Source organism: Mesorhizobium sp. M0923 (assembly GCF_040319365.1).
In the GTDB taxonomy this organism is placed as follows: Bacteria; Pseudomonadota; Alphaproteobacteria; order Rhizobiales; family Rhizobiaceae; genus Mesorhizobium.
Window position 1 is genome coordinate 259,104 of sequence record NZ_JAMYNW010000006.1, and the last position, 21,925, is coordinate 281,028.

At 57.7% G+C, this 21,925-nt stretch carries 16 protein-coding genes and 1 pseudogene; 15 read left to right on the forward strand and 2 right to left on the reverse strand.

Going from position 1 to position 21,925, the window contains the following annotated elements; genetic code table 11:
• The first annotated feature begins 3 nt into the window (after positions 1 to 3).
• From NKH89_RS13285 to NKH89_RS13330, 10 genes are all read left to right on the forward strand, one after another.
• Positions 4 to 2,508 (forward strand): VirB4 family type IV secretion/conjugal transfer ATPase, encoded by a 2,505-nt coding sequence (locus NKH89_RS13285; RefSeq protein ID WP_031256330.1) that lies wholly within the window; start codon positions 4 to 6, stop codon positions 2,506 to 2,508.
• A complete protein-coding gene (locus NKH89_RS13290; protein WP_023802472.1) occupies positions 2,501 to 3,667 on the forward strand; it encodes a lytic transglycosylase domain-containing protein in 1,167 nt (388 codons plus the stop codon). The genes NKH89_RS13285 and NKH89_RS13290 overlap by 8 nt, the downstream gene beginning before the upstream one ends.
• 33 nt (positions 3,668 to 3,700) lie before the next feature.
• Entirely contained in the window at positions 3,701 to 4,492 is a 792-nt protein-coding gene (locus tag NKH89_RS13295) for a hypothetical protein (RefSeq protein WP_023802471.1), read from the forward strand.
• A 221-nt stretch (positions 4,493 to 4,713) separates the two neighbouring features.
• Positions 4,714 to 5,799 carry a TrbL/VirB6 family protein gene (locus NKH89_RS13300; RefSeq protein WP_023802470.1) on the forward strand — a complete coding sequence of 362 codons (1,086 nt, stop codon included), beginning with the start codon at positions 4,714 to 4,716 and terminating at the stop codon, positions 5,797 to 5,799.
• A 117-nt stretch (positions 5,800 to 5,916) separates the two neighbouring features.
• On the forward strand, positions 5,917 to 6,654 hold the full coding sequence (locus tag NKH89_RS13305) for a VirB8 family type IV secretion system protein (RefSeq protein ID WP_023802469.1): 738 nt from the start codon (positions 5,917 to 5,919) through the stop codon (positions 6,652 to 6,654).
• On the forward strand, positions 6,651 to 7,496 hold the full coding sequence (locus NKH89_RS13310; protein WP_023802468.1) for a TrbG/VirB9 family P-type conjugative transfer protein: 846 nt from the start codon (positions 6,651 to 6,653) through the stop codon (positions 7,494 to 7,496). Before NKH89_RS13305 ends, NKH89_RS13310 begins: the two co-directional genes overlap by 4 nt.
• Before the next feature lie 8 nt (positions 7,497 to 7,504).
• Positions 7,505 to 8,875: a type IV secretion system protein VirB10 gene (virB10, locus tag NKH89_RS13315; RefSeq protein WP_023802467.1), complete on the forward strand. Its 1,371-nt coding sequence runs from the start codon at positions 7,505 to 7,507 to the stop codon at positions 8,873 to 8,875.
• The gene (gene virB11, locus NKH89_RS13320) at positions 8,872 to 9,909 is read left to right on the forward strand and encodes a P-type DNA transfer ATPase VirB11 (RefSeq protein ID WP_023802466.1); all 1,038 of its coding nucleotides are present in this window, start codon (positions 8,872 to 8,874) and stop codon (positions 9,907 to 9,909) included. The genes virB10 and virB11 overlap by 4 nt, the downstream gene beginning before the upstream one ends.
• Positions 9,833 to 12,790, forward strand: coding sequence for a type IV secretory system conjugative DNA transfer family protein (locus NKH89_RS13325; RefSeq protein WP_352909053.1), 2,958 nt, complete (start codon positions 9,833 to 9,835; stop codon positions 12,788 to 12,790). The genes virB11 and NKH89_RS13325 overlap by 77 nt, the downstream gene beginning before the upstream one ends.
• A 36-nt stretch (positions 12,791 to 12,826) precedes the next feature.
• Positions 12,827 to 13,090 carry a Y4lK-related protein gene (locus NKH89_RS13330; protein ID WP_352909054.1) on the forward strand — a complete coding sequence of 88 codons (264 nt, stop codon included), beginning with the start codon at positions 12,827 to 12,829 and terminating at the stop codon, positions 13,088 to 13,090.
• A gap of 813 nt (positions 13,091 to 13,903) precedes the next feature.
• Here the strand turns inward: NKH89_RS13330 and NKH89_RS13335 are convergent.
• On the reverse strand, positions 13,904 to 14,959 hold the full coding sequence (locus NKH89_RS13335) for an AAA family ATPase (protein WP_023802461.1): 1,056 nt from the start codon (positions 14,957 to 14,959) through the stop codon (positions 13,904 to 13,906).
• On the opposite strand from NKH89_RS13335, the gene NKH89_RS13340 reads away from it, so the two are divergent.
• From NKH89_RS13340 to NKH89_RS13355, 4 genes and pseudogenes are all read left to right on the forward strand, one after another.
• Positions 14,958 to 15,188, forward strand: coding sequence for a hypothetical protein (locus NKH89_RS13340; protein WP_023802460.1), 231 nt, complete (start codon positions 14,958 to 14,960; stop codon positions 15,186 to 15,188). The two genes, NKH89_RS13335 and NKH89_RS13340, sit on opposite strands and share 2 nt — an antisense overlap.
• Before the next feature lie 109 nt (positions 15,189 to 15,297).
• Positions 15,298 to 16,767, forward strand: coding sequence for a PIN domain-containing protein (locus NKH89_RS13345; RefSeq protein ID WP_023802459.1), 1,470 nt, complete (start codon positions 15,298 to 15,300; stop codon positions 16,765 to 16,767).
• Entirely contained in the window at positions 16,751 to 17,452 is a 702-nt protein-coding gene (locus NKH89_RS13350; RefSeq protein WP_156942695.1) for a hypothetical protein, read from the forward strand. Before NKH89_RS13345 ends, NKH89_RS13350 begins: the two co-directional genes overlap by 17 nt.
• A 389-nt stretch (positions 17,453 to 17,841) precedes the next feature.
• Positions 17,842 to 18,377 (forward strand): annotated as a pseudogene (locus NKH89_RS13355) (transposase family protein); the annotation flags it as partial.
• Between the two features lie 328 nt (positions 18,378 to 18,705).
• Here NKH89_RS13355 and NKH89_RS13360 read toward each other — a convergent pair.
• Positions 18,706 to 19,068: a DUF6176 family protein gene (locus NKH89_RS13360; protein WP_023802456.1), complete on the reverse strand. Its 363-nt coding sequence runs from the start codon at positions 19,066 to 19,068 to the stop codon at positions 18,706 to 18,708.
• 700 nt (positions 19,069 to 19,768) lie between these two features.
• Here NKH89_RS13360 and NKH89_RS13365 point away from each other — a divergent pair.
• On the forward strand, positions 19,769 to 21,919 hold the full coding sequence (locus NKH89_RS13365; protein WP_023802455.1) for a TonB-dependent receptor: 2,151 nt from the start codon (positions 19,769 to 19,771) through the stop codon (positions 21,917 to 21,919).
• Positions 21,920 to 21,925: the final 6 nt, after the last annotated feature.

Genomic DNA, 21,925 nt, shown 5'->3' on the forward strand with positions numbered 1-21,925 from the left:
TCGATGAATACGATGGCGCGTTCCTTGAAGGGATCCTTGACGAAGGGTTGGGAGATCTTCGCCGACAAGAGCATCTCCACCCACATCCCCTTCTACGTGCCGATTGAAAACGGCATCATTCGGCTGAAAAATGACTGCCTTGTCTCGACGCTGCGACTGAACGGTTTTTCGTTCGAGACCGCTGATATCGAGACGATCAACATGCTTCAGCGGCAACGCAATTCTGCGTTCCGCGCGATCTCGTCGATTGGGAATTTTTCACTCTATACGCATGTCATTCGGCACAAGGTTGCGCCGTCGTTACCGTCGAATTTCGCCGATCCGTTCATGAAAAGAATGGACGACATCTATCAGGCGAGCATTTCGAAGAACGAAATGTTTGTGAACGACACCTATGTATCGTTAGTCGTGCGTCCTTTCTTCAAGAAGGGATCTGCGCTTTCGCGCGTCATGGGCGTGGGCGGCAATGTCGTTCGGAAAGAGCAGTTCCGTCTGATGCGGGACAAGCTCGTCGAGGCCACACGCGCGATAGAGAAGTCATTAGATGCCTATGGGCCGAAGGTGCTGCACGACGTGGAGCGCGTCGAGGTCGATCTTGGCAACGGCAAGCGGATTTACCGCGATATCTCCGAGGACATGGTTCTTGAAGAGGACGCGAGGAAGGTTTGGTTCTCGGAGCAGTGCGAGTTCTTCTACACACTGCTGAACGGCGGTCGGGTAAGGCCGATCCGCCTGGGCAATATTCCGATTGATGAATTGCTGCCCGCACGGCGCACATCGATCGGCAATCGCATAATTCATCTGCAGGGCGACACGCCCGAAGATGATCGGTACGCCGGTATAGTCTCGCTTAAGGAGTACCCTCCGGAGACTGGCGCGGGCATGCTCGATTACATCTTGAAGCTGCCCTTCGAGATGGTTGTCACACAGTCGATGTCGTTCGTCGACGACATGGCCGCACGCTACCGGATTGAGCGGTTGGACCGGCAGCTCTCCAAGGCGGACGAGGGAGGGTCCAGTGTGCAGGCAAATCTCGATATCGCCCGTGATGAGTTGGCGCGAAAGCGGGTGGCTTTTGCTGAACATCATTTGACGGTCATGCCGATCGCGAAGACCACAGCGCAACTTGACGATGCCGTTGCACTTGTCGGTAACGAGTTGGGCGCCCTTGGCGCTTCTTACGTGCGAGAGGATCTCAATGCCGAACCGGCCTATTGGGCTCAGCTCCCGGGCAATCAGGCCTATATCGCGCGGCGGGCGTTGATCTCCACGCTCAATTTTGCCGGATTGAGCAGCTTCCACGCCTATCCTTATGGCAAGCCGGACGGTAACCACTGGGGGCCGGCAATCACGATCTTCGAAACGACATCAGGCACGCCGTTCTTCTTCAACTTCCATCAGGGCGATGTCGGGCACACGACCGTGTTCGGTCCTACCGGTTCCGGTAAGACGGTGATCATGGCGTTCATGATCCTGCAAGCCTACCGGGTCAATCCACGGCTCAAGACTGTGGTGTTCGACAAGGATCGCGGCCTTGACATTATGGTCCGCGCTGCCGGCGGGACGTATCTGACGTTGGAACCGGGTGAGCCGTCGGGCTGGAACCCGCTTCTTCTGAAGGATACGGAGGGGAACCGGGTGTTTCTATACCGGCTTTTGAGCTTCATGCTCAAGCCGGCGAAGGAGGGCGAAAACCTCACGCCTCAGGAAGAGTCCATCATCCGCAATGCGATCAGGTCGGTCTTGAAGACCAAGGATAAGTCGTATCGGCGGTTGTCGTCGCTGCGCGCTCTGCTGGCTGGTAGCGAGCGCACCGAAGGAAGCCTTATTGCCCGGCTGGACAAGTGGGTTGACCAAGGCCCGTATGCCTGGCTCTTCGACAATGCGGAGGACAATCTGGACGTCACGAAGCCGATGATCGGGTTCGACATGACGTCAATCCTTGATGATCCGACAGTCCGCACGGCAGCGCTTTTGTACATGTTCCATCGGCTGGATGCCATTTATGACGGCAAATCGCCGATCATCAACCTTATGGACGAGGCGTGGAAGCTGCTTGACGACGATGAATTCAAGCGCACCATGAAGGACTACTTCAAGACCATCCGTAAGCGGAATGGTCTTGTCATCTTCGGAACGCAGTCGGCCGACGACGTCGTGCGGTCGAGCGTGAGCCGGACCATTATCGAGCAGACATCTACCAACATTTTCTTTGCAAACCCAAAGGCTGACGAAAGCTCCTACATGAATCATTTCGGCCTTTCTCAGGCCGAATTTGATTGGGTGAAGAACGGCGATCCAAAGTCGCGATTCATGCTTATCAAGCACGCGAAGGACAGCGTGATCGCCCGAGTGGACATGTCTCACATGCCGCAATTCATCAAGGTTCTGTCGGGTCGCGAGGAAACCGTGCGCGAGGTCGAGATTCTTCGCGACGAATATGGAGACGATCCGAAGAACTGGCTGTCGAAATTCTGTGATTGGAATGATGGAGAAGGGGATGAATAGCGCAATGTCACCGAACAGGGCATTGGCCGTTGCGTTGGCAATGGCTACTGCATTGTCGTCCTCGGCCGCGCTGGCACAGGTCCCGGTTATCGACGGCGCGCGAGTGAAAATCCAGACGCAGACGATGGGCTGGTATACGACCTATGAGGCCGACACCAAGAAGGTGAAGGGCGCGTCAGGTGGCACGACCGACAGCTTTGCGCCAGGACAGGGATCTGGCTCGCCAATGGACTGCTCGGCGGAGGGCATGTCGGGCGATACGAGACAGGCGCCACCAGCAAAGCGCACGCATAGTCAGCAAGAAATTGCGCGCATGGTGGAGGAGGAAGCCATCCGTCAGGGTGTCGATCCTAATTTCGCGATGGCGATTGCCGAACAGGAATCACGTTTCAGGCAATCTGCTAGGTCCGGTGTAGGTGCCATTGGCGTCATGCAGCTGATGCCGGGTACGGCCGCAGAGTTGGGCGTCAACGCGTACGATACGCGAGACAACATCCGCGGCGGCGTGAAGTACATCAAGAAGCTGCAGGGCATGTTCGGCAACCGAACAGATCTTGTGGCCGCCGGCTATAATGCGGGACCATATCGCCAGTCGCTCAGGAACGGCAGGGTCCCGAACATTCCTGAAACCCAGGACTACGTCAAAACGGTCTCTGGCTACTACAATCGAAACAAAGCGCAGAACGGCGATCGGACACCACAGGGTGGAAGCACGCCCGACCCGGAGACCGTTGGCTATAATCAGGGGTGCGGAGAGCAGCTGAAAAAGGCGGTCGACCGGAACACAGAAGCGCAAGTCGAGCGTGGGCAGGTCTGGAACGAGTTTGTGCAGAAGTCGACGGAAGCAAATCAGCAGTACCTTCAGCGCTTGCAGGCGGGCTTGATGGCGTCTTCCGCGGCTCTGCGTGGTAGCGGCGGTGGAAACAGCCAAGCACAGGACGGATCGCTGGTTATGGCGCAAGTGCAGTGCCCGCCGTCAGTTTTTAATACGGGAGGTACGGCCTGCTATGTGGTCCCATCGACTGCATCTACGAAGGAAATTCAGGGCTGGTTGACGAGTTTGCAGGAGCAAGCCCGTTTGAAGGGGGAAGCGGCAACCTTCGCGGTGATGGAAGATCCCGCGTTGGGGCTTGTAACCGTGGTCGATAACCGGCCGTAGCGCAGTAGCAAGTTGGCAAAGAGGATAGGCAAAATGAAGAAATTCATCATAGCAGGCGCATTGAGCGTTCTGACGATGTCGTCGGCATATGCGCAGGTCCCTGTTACGGACGCCGCAAATATCAAAATCAACCAAGAAATTCGGAGGCTATCGGCGCAGATCCAGCAGGATACGTCAGTCGTCAAGGACAACACAACAAAGACCCTGCAGGCCATTACCGGCGACCGTACCCAGGACGCCAGCCAGTTCGCATCACTTGCCACCGGCAACGGTTTTAGCATGGGACAGGCGCCTGGATTCGACAGCATCCTGTCGGGTAATTCGGCAGTTTTCGGGGGAATTGGTGGCCAGTTCCAGAATGCTGCGGCGAAGCTCATCAATGGGCTCAATTTGGTGAAGATGGTCACCGACACCGTGAATGGCGGGAGCCTGTCAGGCGCCAATCAAGCTTACTCGCAAAGTATCAACGCTCTAACGACGATGACGGCGCTGACAGACGCGATGAATGCTGCATCAAAGGATCGTCAGAATTCGTTCCAGCAGGCAACACAGGAGATCGGCACTGCGAAAGACCTCAAGGGCGCGCTTGAGCAGAACACGCAAATGGTGCTGCAGGGCAATCAGACCGCCAACGAGGCAGTCGGATCGCTCAACAACCAAGTCATGCTGCTCAATCAGCAGTACAAGGCAGGGTTGGCAACGTCGTCACAGAATATGAAGGTATTTGCCCCGCTTCCGGACAGTGTCATCCGAGGTGGCAGTCAACAGCCGCAAGGATCGTCGGTACGTGATCAATTGAAGGCTTTCGAGGATCAGAATCAGTGAGGGTTGTGGGTTTTTTGATACTGGCCTACGCGGCCACAAGCGGTTGCGCGGGCAAATATGAGCAGTTGGCAAAGTGTTCGGCCGATGAAAACCCCGTGCCGAGTACGACCTATGTCTCGGAAGCTAAAGAGAGCACTGAGGCTGGTGACGTGTTTTTGGCTGTGACAAATGAAGATGATTGCGGTCCCATGAGGCCGATGAATCCATTCTAAGGGGGGCCGATGGACGCGGTCAGCTATGCAGTCAATTTTTATGGCGACGCGCTAAGCTATTTCGACAAGATCAATGTTGCCTCCCTGGAGAGAGCCTGGGGATTGTTCGCCGAGAACGGCAATTTGATCTCTGCCATCTTGGCGCTCTTCTTGATCCTGTATTTTCTGTGGGGAGCGCTCGGGCTTTCCAGCGTGACCTTGCAGGACATGGCCATAACTGGATTCAAGGTTGCATTAGCATATGCGTTAATCATGTCGTGGGCGATATTTTACGACAACATCGCGCAGTTTGTCTTGGAAACTCCTCAGCAGTTGGGGTCTGCAATATCGTCTAAGATGGGAGGAGACGTAGCTGGTGCGAATTTGGCGCAGCAAGTCGCCAGTATGTGTTTGAAGATCTACAATTTCACGATGAAGCTATTTAATTCGTTCGAGTCTGGCATCATGCCGAATGTGACGGGCGCTGTTATTGTATTTATCGTGTTCTGCTTTGGTCTGTTGCCAATGCTGCTGATCCTGACGGGAGTGACGCTTTTCGCCAAGATGATTACGGCTATCATGTTAGCTGTCGGTCCTATTGCGATCCTTTGCTACTTTTTTCAGATCACGAATTTCGTCTTTGGTGCCTGGGTGAGAGGAATTGCCTATGGCATGTTCATGCTCCTCTTCACTTACATCATGGCGGGCCTGGCTTTCGGCTTTCTTGCTGGAATGATGGAGACGGTGAACGATAGCATGGCAACTAAGGAGAATGCACTTGCGATCGCGATCGCCATAGTTCTGTATCTTGCGATCATTTCCTATTTCATTCTGCAGGTGCCGGATTTCGCGAAGTCCTTTGCGTTTGGTGCGGCTATGAGCGGCGTTTCAGGCGGCGGGTATGTGCCAGAACTCTATCGTGGTGCTCAGAGCAGACTTTCCAAGGGTAACAGCAGAGGGGCACAAGCCGCAGGGGCGGCGCTCGCCATGGCCGGCGGGCCAAAGGGTGCCCTCTTGGCAACAATGGCTGCCGGAGGGGCTATGGGCCGAGGCATGGGCGTAGGTGCGGGTGCGTTAGGGCGGATGTTGACAAACAGACGGCGCAGCGGCGGCTAATTCGCGTTGTTGCCGTTGGGCATCACCTTTTCTTGCACTGGAGTGTAATTTTAGGGTGCATTGTGATTAATTCACACGCTCAAAGTTTGCGTCGATTGGGACATATGAGGTTGGAAGGTGGCGTTCTTTAGGAGGCGGCAGAACGAGGGGCCAAGCGACCAGGTGCCAGGTCCGCAAGAGACTTATAGTCAGCATCTTTCATGGGGCGAGAAGAACAAATCACTGAGGACGCTGATCGGCCTCATTTTGCTGTTCTTCTCCGTGGCTGGATGGGCAGTAGCGGGAATTTTGTCCTTCTCGGTTGCACAGCTATTTCCATTGGTGCGCACCGAGGTCGTGCCCCTCATCGTCGATAAGAACACCGGCTATATGGAAACCGTGACGACGCTCGAGAAGGACCGGACAAACGTCGCTGAAATGCAGGCTGTCCGAGCCGCCTTTGTTGGCAATTATGTCATCCGGCGTGAGACCTACGACCCACGTTATCTTTCGGACAACTTCGACATGATTGCTCTCTGGTCCGAGCCGGGCTCGAAGGCTTTTGAGGACTATGAGGAGTCGATGAATCCATCCAACCCGCGGGGGCCGGTGAAGACTTTGGGATCAACCGGTGAAATTCGCCCGGAGATCCTTTCAGTCAATCCTCTAAACGCCAACACCATGAATGTGCGCTTCGAGACGAGAGAGCGCCAGCGTGATGGCGAGGTGGTGAACAGGTGGTCTGCCACGGTTCGCTACAAGCAGATCAATTTGCAGGCAAGCAACAGGGTGCGGCTTTACAACCCGCTCGGTTTTGTCGTGACCGAGTACGTGAAGGTACCTGAAAACATGCCTTCCGGGTTGGTGGGTCAATGAAGAGAACGACCACTATCCTCTTGAGCCTGCTTTTGACGACATCAATGGCTCATGCAGAACTGGTTGCTCGCCCCGGCCGCCTCGATCCGCGTGTGCGGACATTGCCCTATTCGTCAGAGCAGGTTTTTTTGGTGATGGGAACCTACGGGATAGTGACGACCATCCTGTTCGGTGCTGATGAGGAAATCACCCAGGTCGTCGCCGGCGACACAGTGTCATGGCAGATACTGACATCAGCAGACCGGCGGTCGCTGACGTTGAAGCCGATGGAAAAAGATGCGCCGACGAATTTGTCGGTGGTCACATCCAAGCGGACCTACTCCTTTGATCTTCGCGTTAACGACACCCGCTCGATGCACAATCAGACTTACAAGCTGCGCTTCACCTACCCCGAGGACGCAGGACTGAAAGGCACGGCGGAGCTATGGAAGCAGGCACAGGACGCCCAAAAAAACCCTAATATCAAGAACATCCGCCGGGATAAGGTCAACTACGACTACGGTTTCAAAGGCAATGATGCAGCCAAGCCTTTGTGGGTGTTCGATGATGGGCTGAAAACCTTCATGAAGTTCACTGGTGACGTTCCAGCGATTTTTGTCGTTGACCGGAAGCGACGCGAAAGCCTCGTAAATTACCGGAGGGAAGCGGACTACATCGTCATTGATACAGTTTCGCGGCAATGGACGCTGCGCTACGGCACGGAGGAAGAAACTTGCCTCTTCAATTTGCGGACCGCACCGGCCGACGCGCCAGCGCCTATCGAAGGCGTAGTGGGTCCTAAGAGGATTGGCAAAGGCGGATCGCGCAGCGGCCCTCTCCAACCGGAAACTCGATCAAGGTAGGGGGCAAGATGTCCGATTCTCACTATCATTCGATCGAAGGCGATTCAGCGATCGGCGGTCCAGTCAGAAAAGCTGGCATTGGCATCATGCGGCCGGTTGCGGTAGTTGCCGCGATCGCGGGCGTAGGTGTCGTGCTTTATTTCCTTTTGTCCGGTGGCGAGGAAGCGCCGATCGTCGATACAACGCCGCGAGAGGAGTTTCAGCCGATCCAGGCCCCGAGGAATGACGGGTTTACCACGCCAGCGCCTCCACCGTTGCCGACGGTGCAGGTTCCAGAGGCCCCACCTCCGCCACCGCCGCCTCCACCGGCCGCCGTGGTTCCGGCAGCTATGCCGGTAGCGACGCCGGCAGACGTCGATTGCTCCAACGGCAACAATCCTGAACATCCGAAATGCGTCGAACTTGCTCGTCAAGCGAAGTTGCTTGAGCGTGTGCGTTCGTCATCCATGGTTTTCGATCAGTCCGATCAAACCAACGGAGCAACTCAGGCGACAGCAAACGGGCAGGGTGGCTTTGGCGGTGGCGAGCCGTCTGCTGCTGAAGGACAAGCTGCAGGCGGTGGCGGTGGCGCTGTCGACAATGATCGAGCTTTCCTGAAGGCCATGGGCGGGCAGGGTGTTGAAGTCTCGACGGCGACGGAAAATCGCCGCACCGATGCGTGGATCCCGCAGGGAGCGATGATTCGTGGCACGCTTGAGACGGCCATCAATTCGGACCTGGCCGGCATGGTGAAGGGCATCGTGCGTGAGGACGTCTATTCGTTCGATGGTCGCCGCATTCTGATCCCGGCAGGCTCGTCACTGATCGGCGACTACAAGTCTGGCGTTGAACGCGGGCAGGAGCGGGTTTTCATTGTGTGGACCCGCATGATCCGTGGCGACGGCGTGTCTGTGCAGTTGGGCTCGTATGGTACTGATCGGCTCGGCCGCTCGGGCATGACGGGCAAAGTGAACAAAAAATATTGGGAACGCTTCGGCCCGCCAGCATTGATGACGATGATCGGCGGCGCGGCGCAATACGTTGCCTCACTTGGCCGGCAGGAAACGCAGTACATTACGATCGTCAACTCGGACGGTTCAGTCACGCGCATCCCGCAGGATAACGGCGACAGTTCCCAAGACCGGGCGCGAGAAATCGCGGCTGAAACGATCGCGTCAGGGATTCAGCAGATGGCCTCTGAAGCGTTCGAAGACACCCGCAACATCCGCCCGACGATCCATATTGCCCAAGGATCTGATATCACTGTTTTCGTCACCCGTGATTTGGACTTTGCGGACCTCTATCCCGACCCGGTGCGGGAAGAGTACGAGCGGCTTCTGCACAAAAAGAAACCGCGGCAGAGCGCTATCCACGCACCAGATGAGCCCGTCTACAAATGAATGCGCGTCCGTCCATTTCGGCTGAGCAGCACTTTCTCTCGGAGGCGCTGGAGCCAATTAAGACTTTTCTCGATGATCCGAGCATCGTCGAGATTTCGTGCCAGCGTCGCAACGAAGTGTGGCTTGAGCGTATTGGCAAGCTGGCGATGGAAAAGGTCAGTGTTGAAGGCCTCGAACAGGAGGCCATCCGCCATATGGCGTCTCGTGCCGCATCCTTCACCAAGCAGAACATCAACGCTGAAAAACCCCTGTTGTCGGCAACGCTCGTCGATGGAGAGCGTGTGCAGTTTGTCTTGAACCCAACTTCTGCGACCGGACATGCCTTCTCTATAAGAAAGCAGTTCATCCGTCACTTCGACCTTGACGACTATGAGAAGGCGGGCGCCTTCCGATTCACCAAGGTGACAGGCGACGACTACATCGATGATGTCGATGTCGAATTGTCCAAGCTTTTGCGCGCCGGAAAGGTGAGGGCCTTTCTTGAAATGGCGGCCATCAACCATCGCAGCATGCTGATCTCCGGCGGCACCTCAACGGGTAAAACGACGTTTCTCAACACCATGCTGACCGCGATTCCGAATAGCGAACGCTTCGTGTTGATGCAGGACACGCCCGAGCTCGAACCACGCCAGGAGAATGTCGTCTCACTGCTTGTCTCGAAAGGGGGGCAGGGCGAAGCGCGCGTGACAATGACGGATCTGCTGGCGACCGCGCTGCGTTTGCGGCCGGATCGGATTTTTATGGGCGAGTTGCGTGGCGAAGAGGCATTCGACTTCCTGAATGCGATCAATACTGGTCATCCGGGGTCGATGTCGACCATTCACGCCAATTCGCCCCATCATGCTTTTAATCGGTTGTCGACGCTGGTTTTGAACAGCAATGTTCGCATGGAGCGTGATGATATCATTCGTTACATCCGGTCCATCATTCCGATCGTAGTGCAGTTGAAGAAGAGCGATGCTGCCGGCGGCCGCGGCGTCAGCGAAGTTTATTTTGCCGATGAGGTTGACGAAGATGGCAAGCGTGTACACTGACGTGGAGATTGTCCGCCCGAAGTGGACGGGCCTTCAGAAAGTTTCCTTCTTCACTTTCCCGGTGGCGATCGTCGCGGCGATCTTGTTGTGGCTTGCCTTTTTCACGCTCATCTATGATCTCTATGTGACGTCGTTCGGCACGGCCTCCTTCTACGACTACCTCTCTAAAGCGCCATTTCTGGACGGCGTCCGATACACCTGGTCGATCATCGGCATCCGTAACACCTTTGGCTTGTCGGTTCTTGCGTTTGTGCTGGCAGCGCCCTTTCTCTTCGCGTGGCTTTGCCTGTGGATGCTGAAGGGTGGAAGGGCGCTTTCGCGCAAGATTCTTTATCTCGTGCATGTGCGATCGATGTTCAGCCTGATCGCCAACACGGCGCTAGTTTTCGCGGCCGCCTATGTCGGCGTGATCGCCTATGGCATCGGTTTTTATCTGGTCGCGACGAAGTTTGGCAATAACGCTGCCGCGGCCGAATATTTTGGCAATCATCTCGCGGCCATGTACCAGGCGCCCTTTGGCGCGATTGATGCCGCCGGCGCCTATCAGCGGCCATCGCGTCAAACGGTATTGGCTGCACTAGCGGGGCTTGCAGCGGCCGGCGCTCTTGTAGGCTTTCCAATCGGAGCGGCGGTGCAGAAGCGTCAACGCATGATCATGGGCAAGGCCCGTCTCGCGACGTTGAAGGATGCGGCGGATTTCCGGCTGCGCGACAAGCGCGGGATCGTGCTTGGGCTGAAGCAGGGGCTGTTGTTGCGCAATGACGGGGATCAGCATGTCATGGTCATCGGCTCGCCAGGGCAGGGTAAGTCGCGCAGTTTCGTGATCCCGACGATGATGAGCTTTCAGGGCTCCCAGTTCGTTCTCGATATGAGTGGCGAACTGTTCGAGGAAACCTCCGGCTACATGAAAGACAAGGGGTACGATGTCTATTTGCTGGCGCCAGGCTCAAAGCTCACTGACGGCTACAATCCGCTCGATCTGATCAGCAAGGACCCAAATCAGCGGATCACCGACCTTCAGAAGCTGACGCAAATGTTGCTTCCGGAGCGTCTTCGCTCCGATTCATCGGATTTTTGGGAGGAAAGCGCCCGTATCCTGATGACAGCCATGTTGGGTTTCGTCCTCGAATGCCCGGATACGCGAAAATCATTGAGTGAGCTCTATCGCATCCTCAACTCGATGTCGGACGAGCGCAAGGCGATCGTGCAGCTGCTCGAGAACTACGAAGACGTTCTCTCCGACCAGACCCGTATGCAGCTGACCAAATTCGCGGGCCGGCATGAAAAGCTCGGGGAGGGCATCGCGGCCGAGATCGTCGCTAAACTCAATTTCCTGCAGAACCCTCTCGTCGAGGCCTTGACCTCTATTACGACGATCCCGGTTGATGCCATCCGGAAGCGCAAGATGGTGATCTACGTGCAGGCGGACTGGAATGCGATCCAGATCTATGAGCGGCTGATCTCGATCTTCATCCAGCAGATGGCGGACGAGCTGGTGCAGATGGGGAAGTTGCGGAACGGTGAGCATGAAGTTCTGATGATGCTCGACGAGTTCGGCAATGGCGGCCGCATCGATACGGCTCTGACCCTTGCGCCATTGATCCGCAAAAACGGCGCGCGCTTCGTCTTTATTCTTCAGGACGGCGCGCAGCTCGAGCGGCTGTACCAGAAAGCTGGCCAGAAGATCCTCATGGGGGCTTCAACCATCAAGCTCTATATGAACTTCCAGAACCAGGAGGACGCAACGGCGGTCTCCACGGCAGCCGGCAAGACGACGGGATGGATTGAGCAGTCGTCATACACGCATCGTCATGGCCGGCGCGATCGCTCGGTTTCTAAGGTGCCGGTATCCGTTGACCTTCTCCCGGTCAACACGCTGATGATGATGAAGCCTGAAGAAGCCATCCTGCAGGTGACCGGCATGCCGCTCATGCGGATTATGAAGCTGGATTCGGGCGGCGAGCGCATGTTCTCGAAGGTTCGTAAATTCAAGCCTCTACCCAAGCCGCGCATGGAACCGGTCGAATGGACCGTTGCGGATACCGACAAATTCAACGGCTCTCGGCCTACCGCGAAGGAGGCGACAGGCAATGCCAAAGACCGGCGTGGCAAGGCAGCGACGGGAGAGGTGGATTTCGCTTCCGTGGAGCGGCCGCAGAACGCTCATGAGGTTCGTTTCTCGTTTAAGGATGGCGTGCGCCAGGTGTATATCTCGTCCCTCGATGAGCTGCGCCATCGCCTTGATGTGGATGAGAAGCGTTCGGCCGGCGTGACGGAAGAGGATTTGCGGCGAGAGCGGCAGAAGGAACAGCGGCCTCAGCAGTTCGCTAAAGTCAACAGGGCATCCCTTAGTCATAACGACGAGCGCCCTAAACTCGACGATGAATCGGAATCCGATGCAAAACCAAGCCGGAAAAGATCAATTAGTGAGATGAATTCCGATGATCGACGCGAAGTGTATAAAGCCACCGCACAGCGCGCAACCCAGAAAATTGGTGAGAAGGGCAAGGCCGACGAGGACGATCTAGAGGTCGACCTGGAGAAGCTCGATCGGAACAAGTATGCCGGCATCCTTAAGAAAAAGGATCCAGAGCGGGAACGGCTTATAGCGCGCGAGGGTGAGCCTGACATGCAGGTCATTCGTTCGCCGGTCCTTCGGCGCCAGGAGATCCGCGACGCTTTCGATTCCGACGTCGCCGCCTTTAATCAGGTGATTTTCGACAGCGTCAACGCGGCCAGTGAAGTCGAAGCCACGGACTTGAACGCTGACGTTGATCTGATGGTCCAAAAGCTGTCGGAAAGAATGTCCGACAAAACATCGCGTGTTTATCTCGAGGAATACGCTGAGAAGGCGCGTGATCCATTGGCCGAGGAAACCTAGATCGGGCCGCGCCCAAAGGAGACGAGGATGAGACTAATGCAGGCGAGCGAGATCCCGGCCTTCGTAGATGAAATCATCCAGGCCGGATGCGACATTTGTGCCGTAGGACATGACGCCTACGTGCTCGGAGACGTCGAGGAGATGGTCGACGCGGAGATCGAGCTGCAGCGCATAGATGAAGCTTACGGCGATCGCGATTTTCTGAAGCTGGAGATCGTTGCCTATTTGCGTTCGCTTGGTCGGTATCTGGATGTTGGGTCAACGGCAACTCACTGGATAGAGAGTCAGAAACCGAATTAGTTAGCGATATCAATAGCTTAAGTTCCATAATCTATCTTATGCAACTTTAGCATGTAGCAGCTAAGTTCTAAAATGTCCGGCTGTATCTTGACTCATAAGTCTTGTATTTCGACTCGAAAGTCCGCACACCTCTCCGGAAGCCGTCGATGCACAAACTGCGGCGATAAAACTGGCGTGGCTTGAAACGGCACGAAAAAAGCCGAAGCGGACTAAGCCGCTTCGGCTCGTGGTGGGAACTCCGGCGAACAGTCGCCGCGCGGCAGAGTTACGGGTGTACAGGATTCCTGAAGGACGCCGAAAGGATTCGGCCCTCGAGACAGTCAGGTTTTTTGCCCCTAGGCGAAGAGTTGCCGGCAGCTGCGCGACGATGAACTCCGCCTGTTCCGGCGTGACCGTGACGCCGAGGCAGAGCTTCGCCCCGGCGATGACCATCGGATACGCGGACGTTGGCTTCGGCCCCGAGCATCGCGGTGAGCGGATACCGCTGCGCGCTCTGAGATGCAGGGCGAGCCATGACTAACCCGCCCTCTTGTCTGGCTCGTCGACCAGCTTGAGCCGAGGCTGCTGCGCGATGATCTCCTCGACCACCGCCGCCGACAGTTCCCCTTTTGGCAAGCAAGGCTTCGGCGATGCCCTCGACCTCCCTCCGATGCTCTCCGATGATGCGCTTCGCTCTCTCGAACTGCTCCATCAGCACCTTGTCGACACGCTCCTGAAGCCCACGGTCGAACCGCATGGCCGTGAACAGGTCCTCCTCGTTGTCGGCGGCAATGTAAGCCAAGCTCTCACCAAGCCCGTACGAAGCCTCGAACGTCAGCGCGGACAGCGTTGCGTTGTGCAGTCCGAACCGCGCGTGCCGCCTCCGCCTGCGGATTTCGCTCCGAGCAGAACCTCCTCGGCGGCAAGCCCGCCCAGAACCATGGCGATACGGTCAAGGAACTGCGACGGCGTCCGTTCGCGCAGGCCCGGTTCGCTGAAACAACTCCGCCGCCGTCCTGCACCCGTCCGCCTGAGACGTCGAACGTCTCGATGATCGACACGCGGACGATCTCGGCCACGCCGATGGCAAGACAGACCACCGCATGCCCGGGCTTCGTGGACGGCGAACCTGCGCCGCATTTTCTCCGGCAGAGAAACCAGAGCAGGCAGCTCGGCCGCGATTTCGAGCAGCAGGCTCCGGCGCTCCCGCCTTGCCCGTCGCCTGCCCTGACGCACTAGCTGCTCGAGCGCCGCGCCGCTCCAGCCCTCTGTCCTTCTCACCACGCTGGAGAGATCGGCGCCGACAAGCAAACCTTGCAGATGCCAGCGAAGAATCCCCTCGCGGCCCTTCAGATCGGGCAAGGAAATCCTGACATGCCTGTCGAGGCGGCCAGCCCGGACGATAGCCGCGTCGAGCCGGCTTGGATGATTGCAGGCTCCAACGACCACAACACCTTCGCGCCCCTCCGCCCCGTTGATGCATTCGAGCAGTGCTGCCACTACTTCGGTGGAATACTGTGCGTTGTGACCGCTGAATTTCTCGCGATCGCCCACCGCGTCGATCTCATCGAGAAAGAGGATCGAGGGAGCATTATTGTTGGCTTCGTCGAAGGCTGCACGCATGGCCTTCAGCATATCCCCGAGATGCCCCCTCGCCTGCCAGCGTCCGAGCGATCCGAGGACGAGATGAGCCTTGCAAGTCCTCGCCAACGCCCCCGCGAACGTGGTCTTGCCCGTGCCCCGCGGCCCGCTCAACAGGACGCCGCGGTCGACGTCAGCCCAGTCGATCTTCCCGGCTTTCCAATCCGCGAGATCGGTCGCCAGCTCGCTGCCCCAGGCGACGGGGGCGGCATACAGCTTCTTCTCGCCAGACGAAGCCGACCGGCTCATGCGGAGGCTTCTGAAACGTTTCGACGGTGGCGAGGCGGCGAGCACGCGGTCGTTATCGCTGCCGATTGCCGCTCGCGAGCTCGATGTTCCCGTCGCGGGACTCATCAGCGCGATCCTCGACGGGCGCCTTCGAGTGGCCGGGACGTCTCCCAAGGCGCTGGGCCTTTCGAGGATTCGCATCGATGCCGACGCAGCGGCGACTTTGACCCTGCTGCGTTGGCAGATCTAGCAGAGAAGCGGACGCTCTTACCGCAGCTGTCGGATACGCCTACCCGTCTTGGTGTTAGCTCGTTTCGTGTATACCATCCACCGTTGCTATGACGGGAATGGGCGGTTTAATGGGGCACGTACATGTCGGCACGGATACGAACATCTTTCTCCATTTCGGGAACGTCGAGGACCTGAAGTGGGAGAAGCTTTTCCCCGGCGTCTCGGCCGTAACCGTTTATGTGTGCGCACAGGTCCAGAAGGAACTGGACAACCACAAAGACACTTCCTCAGGCTACATGCGCAAACGGACAAGGCAATATCAGCAAGTCCTGCGATCCGCTGAAGCCGACGACGGTTATGTCCATCGTTCCCGATCCGGGGCGACGGAGGTCGAATTCGTGTTCCTTGATCGTCCGAGGGATTCAGAACTCGACGGCGAAGCCTTCGACCTGACAGAAGATGACTCGAGGATCGTTGCGCAGCTGATGCACGCGGCAACGGCTCGCCGGGTCAGTATGTCGCTTGTGGCGAACGACGCGAGGCCACTGAGAGTTGCCCGCCAACATGGCATGCAGGGCATTCGTCCCGATGCATGGGAGCAAGACCGGGCGGAACCAGACACTCCGGAACTAGCGCGGCTGAGAGCCGAAAATAGAGAGCTGCAGGCCAGGCTTGGCGCTCATCCTTCCACGGTCATCTCCCGGATTGATGAGATCTCGGAGCAGAGGATATTCGATGGTTTCGACGAAACTTTTGACGCTGTTGGCTTTTTTGAAGCCCTCAAACGGAACTTGCTGGCGTGCCACGACCTCCCGACACCTCGTGAGGTCGCGCAGCGGCACCAGGTCGTCCGACAGCCGTTTGGTCTGGACTTCGAAATCGGCGGCTTTGGGCGTGTGACTGGTAGGCAAATTGATCGATACGCTGAAGAGCTGGAGACGTTCGATCGGGAAATCGAAGCTCTGCGCGTTGACGATCTAATGCGCCTCCTGGAGACGCTTTCTATGGTTAGCACGGTCGCATTACGCGTTGAAAACGTTGGTACGAAGCCCGACGAGGCTGTAGTTGTCGAGCTGGACATCCGTTCGCGTGCACAATTCATCGATCCAGAGACGTTTCATGCTCTGACCGACTTTGGCATTGATCTGCCCTCGCCGCCTAAACCTCTCGATATCGCTATACCGAATCTCGCGGAACAGCTGGCGGCTCGGCACGCGCATGACCATCGGTTCATCGAGGTATCCGACGAGTCCGCGGAACGGTCGAAGCGCTTTTTGTGTAAACAGTTTCAGCACGGCACCGAGGAAGAATTCGTGGTCCCGTTTGTCCCTCAGGACGAACAGATGGCGGTCGTTGAGGTGTCGGTGCGATCTCGCCATCTGTCGCAGACCATCGTGCGCAGAGTTAAATCCGCCGTCGTCTTGTCGAAATTCGGCAAGGAAGACGTTGTCGCGCTCCTGAAAGACCCGCACGGATTGATGGCAGAGGAGCTGCGAAGCTTGGTTGGGCGGGCGTTGGCCGCGCTCGAAACCAGCGAGAATGCGGATGAAGCTTCGCTCAGTGATAGCCGGACGGCCGATCTTGATCATCAACTTTGACAGCAACAACTGGATGGCGCCGCTCGGCGAGGCGCTGCGCTGTTCGGTTCCCGAGAGCGCCCGGCGATCCCTACCATCCGCCAGCGTAACGTATTACGAGGACGCGCTCGACGCCTTGATCGACGACGCATCCCTGAGCCAGGTCGTCGACGACGTTCTCGACTGGATCAGGGCGAACTCGATATACCACGGGACGAGGCTGACCGACGAAGAGGCCCGGCTGTTGAAGCGAGACGGGCTGCGTCCCTTGTCCATTGGCGATCGCATCGGGTGGCTGCGATCAACGTTCCCGGACCTTCGGGATACCCTCACGGAGGCGGTCGTGACAGCAGCCATGCACAAGGGCCAACTCCGGCATCGCGAGAACCAGGTCCACGCCGCCATCTCGCGCGCCGAGATGCTCAGAGGAGACTACCTCTTCGAAGGCTCGGAGTTCGATCGGCGCCTGCTGCAGTTCGGCGGCCATCCGGAACTTGTGAACGTCCTCAGGTCTCGCGGCGAATCCCGGCTCGTCAGGCTCGTGATCCCCGGCGACGAGGCCCTCGATGGATGCACCCGTTCTTTCCGATCGATTGGGTGCGCGCCCAAGATGGGTACCCGAACCTTGTCAGAGAACTGCTTCGAGCGTGGGCTTGGGAAATTCACAGGCCGGGCGAGCGAAGCTTCAGGGTGGATGCCTGCCTGATGTTCAGGAAAGCACTTCCAGGCGCTTATGTGGAAGACGTGGAACTCGTTCTTGAGACCGGCGGTCGCAGGACGCGTGAGATGTCCTCGTGGCTGGATTGCCCGCCGCCATAGTGATCGGGCATAGCCACAGAGGTGGCATCGGAAGGTCGGACTGAACCGCGTCGGACTTACGAGTCGAATTTCCTCTTTTTGCACGCTTACGGGTCGAAATTGGGCTCAACTTATGAGTCGCGGTGACCCGCCAAGTAGCTGAAAACAATGGTCGGGGATTGCAGACTTATGAGTCAGAATGCAATCGCAAACCTCGCCTAAGACAGGTCGCAAACGACGTCGTTAAACACGTGTCTTAGGCCACCACGATGATAGCCGGCAGGCGGTGACAACCGGGCGGTTACGAAGGATCGAACGACCGGCCTGACGCAGTTCGGCCGTGCGCTCTACGAGCTGAACATCGACATCATCTGCGCCCCAACACCCCGCAGGCCGAGGGCCGCGTCGAGCGGGCCGACTAGACGCTGCAGGACCGGCTTGTGAAGGAGTTGCACCTGCGTAGCATCAGCACGATCGAGGCGGCGAATGCCTATGCCGCCGAGTTCGCCGCCGACTTTAATGCCCGTTTCGGCAATGAGCCGCGCAATCCGAAGGACATGCACCGTCCCCTCGCCAATCATGAGAACCTGGACGGCGCCATGTGCCGCAAAGAGTTCCGCACACTGTCGCAGGCCTTGACGCTTCGATACGACAAGGTGCTGTTCATCCTCGATCCGAGCCCGTTTGCGAAGAGCCTAGCCGGCAAGAAGGCAAGACCGGAAATTGTCGAGAACAAGCGCCTGGACGAAGCGCTTGCGATGGTGGCCGAGATGCAGGCCGGACGTGAGCTGACGCGTAGCCAGGACAACGGCTATGTGAAGCGCGGCGCGAAGTAAGGGGGCGGATTTTGACAAAGGAAGGATCGGCGATGTCCTTGCACTGTTGACCGAGATCCGCCGCCCTCCATATCCATCACAGGCGGCAGATCATGCGGCAACATCCTGACTGCCACGACCTCGATGACCACAGCAGAGTTCGAGCCGTGAAGATCAGAATCTGGCAACGAGTTGAATACCAGCCTTCGGGGCCGTTGCAAAAATCGGTCGCACAGCGCCGACTTTAGCGCGCGTGAATTTGCGACAGCCAAGCCCTTGATTGAACTGAGGCGGTGCGGCAGCTCGGAAAATCAGGATTTTTGCGACATAAGTCAAGTCGACCCGTTCAACTCGCGCGCGCTTCAAAGAGCAATTCGCAGTCACCAAAGGTTGGGGCATGAAGCGGATCGACCTTCAAATCTTCGATGGTTGATCGATCCCAATGAGCCTTGAATTGCCTATGAACGTTATCCACGGAAAGGTGCGACTTCTCAGAAACGGCAACCGAAGCGGCTTTGTCGTCTACATCCATGACGCCAATAATAAACAGCGATGTGCCATCGACTCCCATAAACCACATCTCATGCCGCACGCCTTCCTGCCGGAGTGCCGATGACACTTCATCGAGGTGAGCAAGCATGAACGCTGCCCACTTTCGAACGATGTTCTCGCCGCAGGTCAGACGGATTTTCTTCGCTTCATAGTTCATCGGCAGTCTGTCGTAAAAATCTCGATTAAAGTTTCGATTTTGGATTTGCGTCTGGTTTTTGCAACGTCGCAGAAGGCCGGTTTCGCGACGGATTCCAACGGCCGCAATGGGTCGGTTATTCCGGTTCTCCACCATGTCGCTGACGGGCTGAGAAAGTTAAAGCCCAGGGTGTCCGCTGGACCGCACCCGCGGCTGCGCAACCCCGACCAGCTGACGCCCGATCGGGTGCTCACGTCGATGACGGCAGCACCGATGCGACATTTCTTCTGTGGTTGCCGCCCGTTATGCAAGGAGCTTCCGACCTATGAACGTGTGATCGAGTGCGGCCTTCTGTCAGGCCTTTGAATACGGCCTTTCAGTTGCCGCTGGCCGGTATGGGGATCCGCGGATGGGGACCGCCTACTTCATCTCGACGTAAGCCATCTTCAGGATTGGGGGTGCCGAGTGGCCGGAACACACCAGCGGGTAGGTTCACGTCTTGCGACATAGGGGAACTCCTTATGGTCGTTTTCAACAGCGCCAAAGGTTGTCGCGCCCTCGTCGCTCACCCCCCATAGCATCTGAGCTCAGCGACGTGGAATGTCCGTTTCATTGTTGACAGCAATAATCATGTTATTTAGCAAGACCACCTGACCACCCTCACCCAGCTCCCCGCCAGGCAAGGCAAAACGTTCTTGGTCCATGGCATGAGGGGACTTGCATGAGGAAATCTGTTGGGCTGTTCGCTGCGCTGGCCGTGGTTGTGGGTCAGGACGCCGCTGCGCAGGAGACGACGGTGCTTGAGCCCATTGTGGTGGAGGGGCTGGGTGGTGTGCCCCTGACCGCAACGATCGGCAATCTGCCGGAAGCGTATCCGGGCGGACAAGTCGCGCGAGGCGGGCGCCTGGGCCTGCTCGGCAATCGCGACATCATGGATACGCCGTTCAACATAGGCAGCTACACGGCGCAAACCATCGAGGATCAGGGTGCACGCACGGTGGCCGACGTGATGATCAATGATCCTTCCGTGCGGAGCACCCATTCCACCGGCGGGATAGTGGATTCCTTCTACATTCGCGGCTTTCCGATCAACGAAGGCAATTTTGGCGAGGTCGCGTTCGATGGTGTGTTCGGAGTCGCGCCGGCCTATCGTCTGTTCACGGACTATGCCGAGCGTATCGAGGTTCTCAAAGGACCCGCGGCGCTGCTTTACGGCATCGCGCCGAACAGCAGTGTCGGCGGCACCATCAATATCGTTCCCAAGCGCGCGGCCGAGGTCGATCTAACACGGTTTACGGCCGATTATGCCTCGAGCCTGCAGGGCGGCGGGCATCTCGATGTGAGCCGACGCTTCGGCGCTGAGCGTCAGTTCGGGGTCCGCTTCAACGGCAGCTATCACGGCGGCGACACGCCGATCGACGACCAAACGCGCGACGTGGCGGTCGGGGCCCTGGCACTCGATTATCAGGGCGAGAGGCTCAGGGCGACGCTCGACGTCATCGGACAGCGGGAAGACTTCCAGGCGCCGCAACGCCCGTTCTTTCCGCTTTCCGGTTTCGCAATACCAGAGGCGCCAGATGGCCGGCTTAACGTCCAGCAGCCGTGGGAGTGGTCCAAGAGTGAAGATCTGTCATTGCTGGGACGCGTCGAATATGATCTCACCGACCAGGTGACGGTGTTTGCCGCTGCCGGCGGGGGCAACTCGCGCATCGAGCGACTCTTCGGGACGCCAGTCATCTTGAACTCGGCCGGGGACGTCAGCATAACGCCGCAGAATTACGTCTTCGATATTGACAGGACCACTGCGGAAACGGGCCTGCGCGCCAGCTTTGACACTGCCGCAATCGCCCATTCCGTCACGCTCCAGGCAAGTCATTTCAATCAGAGTCTCGGCCGGGGCTTCAATTCGGGGACGGCTCAACTCACCAATATCTACAATCCTGTCGCCCGGCCCTGGCAGGACATACCGGCACCGGCTTCGGTGCCGAAGGTATCGGAGAGCGAGTTATACGGATTTGCCATCGCCGACACCTTGTCGATGCTTGATGAGCGGGTGCAGCTAACCGTCGGAGCGCGGTGGCAGCATATCGCGTCGGAAAATTTCAACTCGACCACCGGCGCCGTCACATCGTCCTCCGACGAAGGCGCATTCACACCGCTGGTCGGCCTAGTCGTCAAGCCGTGGGAGAACGTGTCGCTTTATGCCAACTATGTCGAAGGGCTGAGCATAGGCGATACGGCGCCGACGACGGCCGTGAATGCGGGCGAAACGTTGGCGCCTTACAGGTCCAGGCAGATCGAGATTGGAACCAAGATCGATCTGGGCCGCCTGGCCGTGACGGTCAGCGCGTTCCAGATAGAAAAGCCTTTTGGGCAGCTTGAAACCCGCGGGAGCGATCTCGTGTTCGTAGAAGGCGGCGAGCAACGCAACCGCGGCCTGGAATTCAACGTCTTCGGGGAAGTGACGCCGGGTGCGCGGCTGCTTGGCGGCGTTACGCTGCTCGAAGGCGAGTTGACGAAGACAAACAGTGCGGCAACCCTCGGCAACACGCCTATCGGCGTGCCGTCGGTCCAGTTCAATCTTGGCGCGGAATGGGATACGCCCTTCCTGCAGGGGCTCACACTGGCGGCCAACGTCATTCACACGGGCAGGCAATATGTCGACACGGCGAATACGCAGAAGATTCCTTCCTGGACAAGGCTCGACCTGGGTGCCCGCTATCACACGGACATTCAGGATCGTCCGGTCACCTTCCGGGCCGCCGTCGAGAATGTTTTTGACAATGACTACTGGGCAGGCGTCGCCAGCTACGGCACGCTGGCGCAGGGCGCGCCGCTGACGGTGAAGCTTTCAATGACCACCGATTTCTGAGCCGGG

Coding starts and splice junctions, on each gene's coding strand:
- NKH89_RS13285 (WP_031256330.1), top strand. CDS start 4: ATGAATACGATGGCGCGTTCCTTGAAGGGATCCTTGACGAAGGGTTGG.
- NKH89_RS13290 (WP_023802472.1), top strand. CDS start 2,501: ATGAATAGCGCAATGTCACCGAACAGGGCATTGGCCGTTGCGTTGGCA.
- NKH89_RS13295 (WP_023802471.1), top strand. CDS start 3,701: ATGAAGAAATTCATCATAGCAGGCGCATTGAGCGTTCTGACGATGTCG.
- NKH89_RS13300 (WP_023802470.1), top strand. CDS start 4,714: ATGGACGCGGTCAGCTATGCAGTCAATTTTTATGGCGACGCGCTAAGC.
- NKH89_RS13310 (WP_023802468.1), top strand. CDS start 6,651: ATGAAGAGAACGACCACTATCCTCTTGAGCCTGCTTTTGACGACATCA.
- virB10 (WP_023802467.1), top strand. CDS start 7,505: ATGTCCGATTCTCACTATCATTCGATCGAAGGCGATTCAGCGATCGGC.
- virB11 (WP_023802466.1), top strand. CDS start 8,872: ATGAATGCGCGTCCGTCCATTTCGGCTGAGCAGCACTTTCTCTCGGAG.
- NKH89_RS13325 (WP_352909053.1), top strand. CDS start 9,833: ATGCTGCCGGCGGCCGCGGCGTCAGCGAAGTTTATTTTGCCGATGAGG.
- NKH89_RS13330 (WP_352909054.1), top strand. CDS start 12,827: ATGCAGGCGAGCGAGATCCCGGCCTTCGTAGATGAAATCATCCAGGCC.
- NKH89_RS13340 (WP_023802460.1), top strand. CDS start 14,958: ATGCGGAGGCTTCTGAAACGTTTCGACGGTGGCGAGGCGGCGAGCACG.
- NKH89_RS13335 (WP_023802461.1), bottom strand. CDS start 14,959: ATGAGCCGGTCGGCTTCGTCTGGCGAGAAGAAGCTGTATGCCGCCCCC.
- NKH89_RS13345 (WP_023802459.1), top strand. CDS start 15,298: ATGGGGCACGTACATGTCGGCACGGATACGAACATCTTTCTCCATTTC.
- NKH89_RS13360 (WP_023802456.1), bottom strand. CDS start 19,068: ATGAACTATGAAGCGAAGAAAATCCGTCTGACCTGCGGCGAGAACATC.
- NKH89_RS13365 (WP_023802455.1), top strand. CDS start 19,769: ATGAGGAAATCTGTTGGGCTGTTCGCTGCGCTGGCCGTGGTTGTGGGT.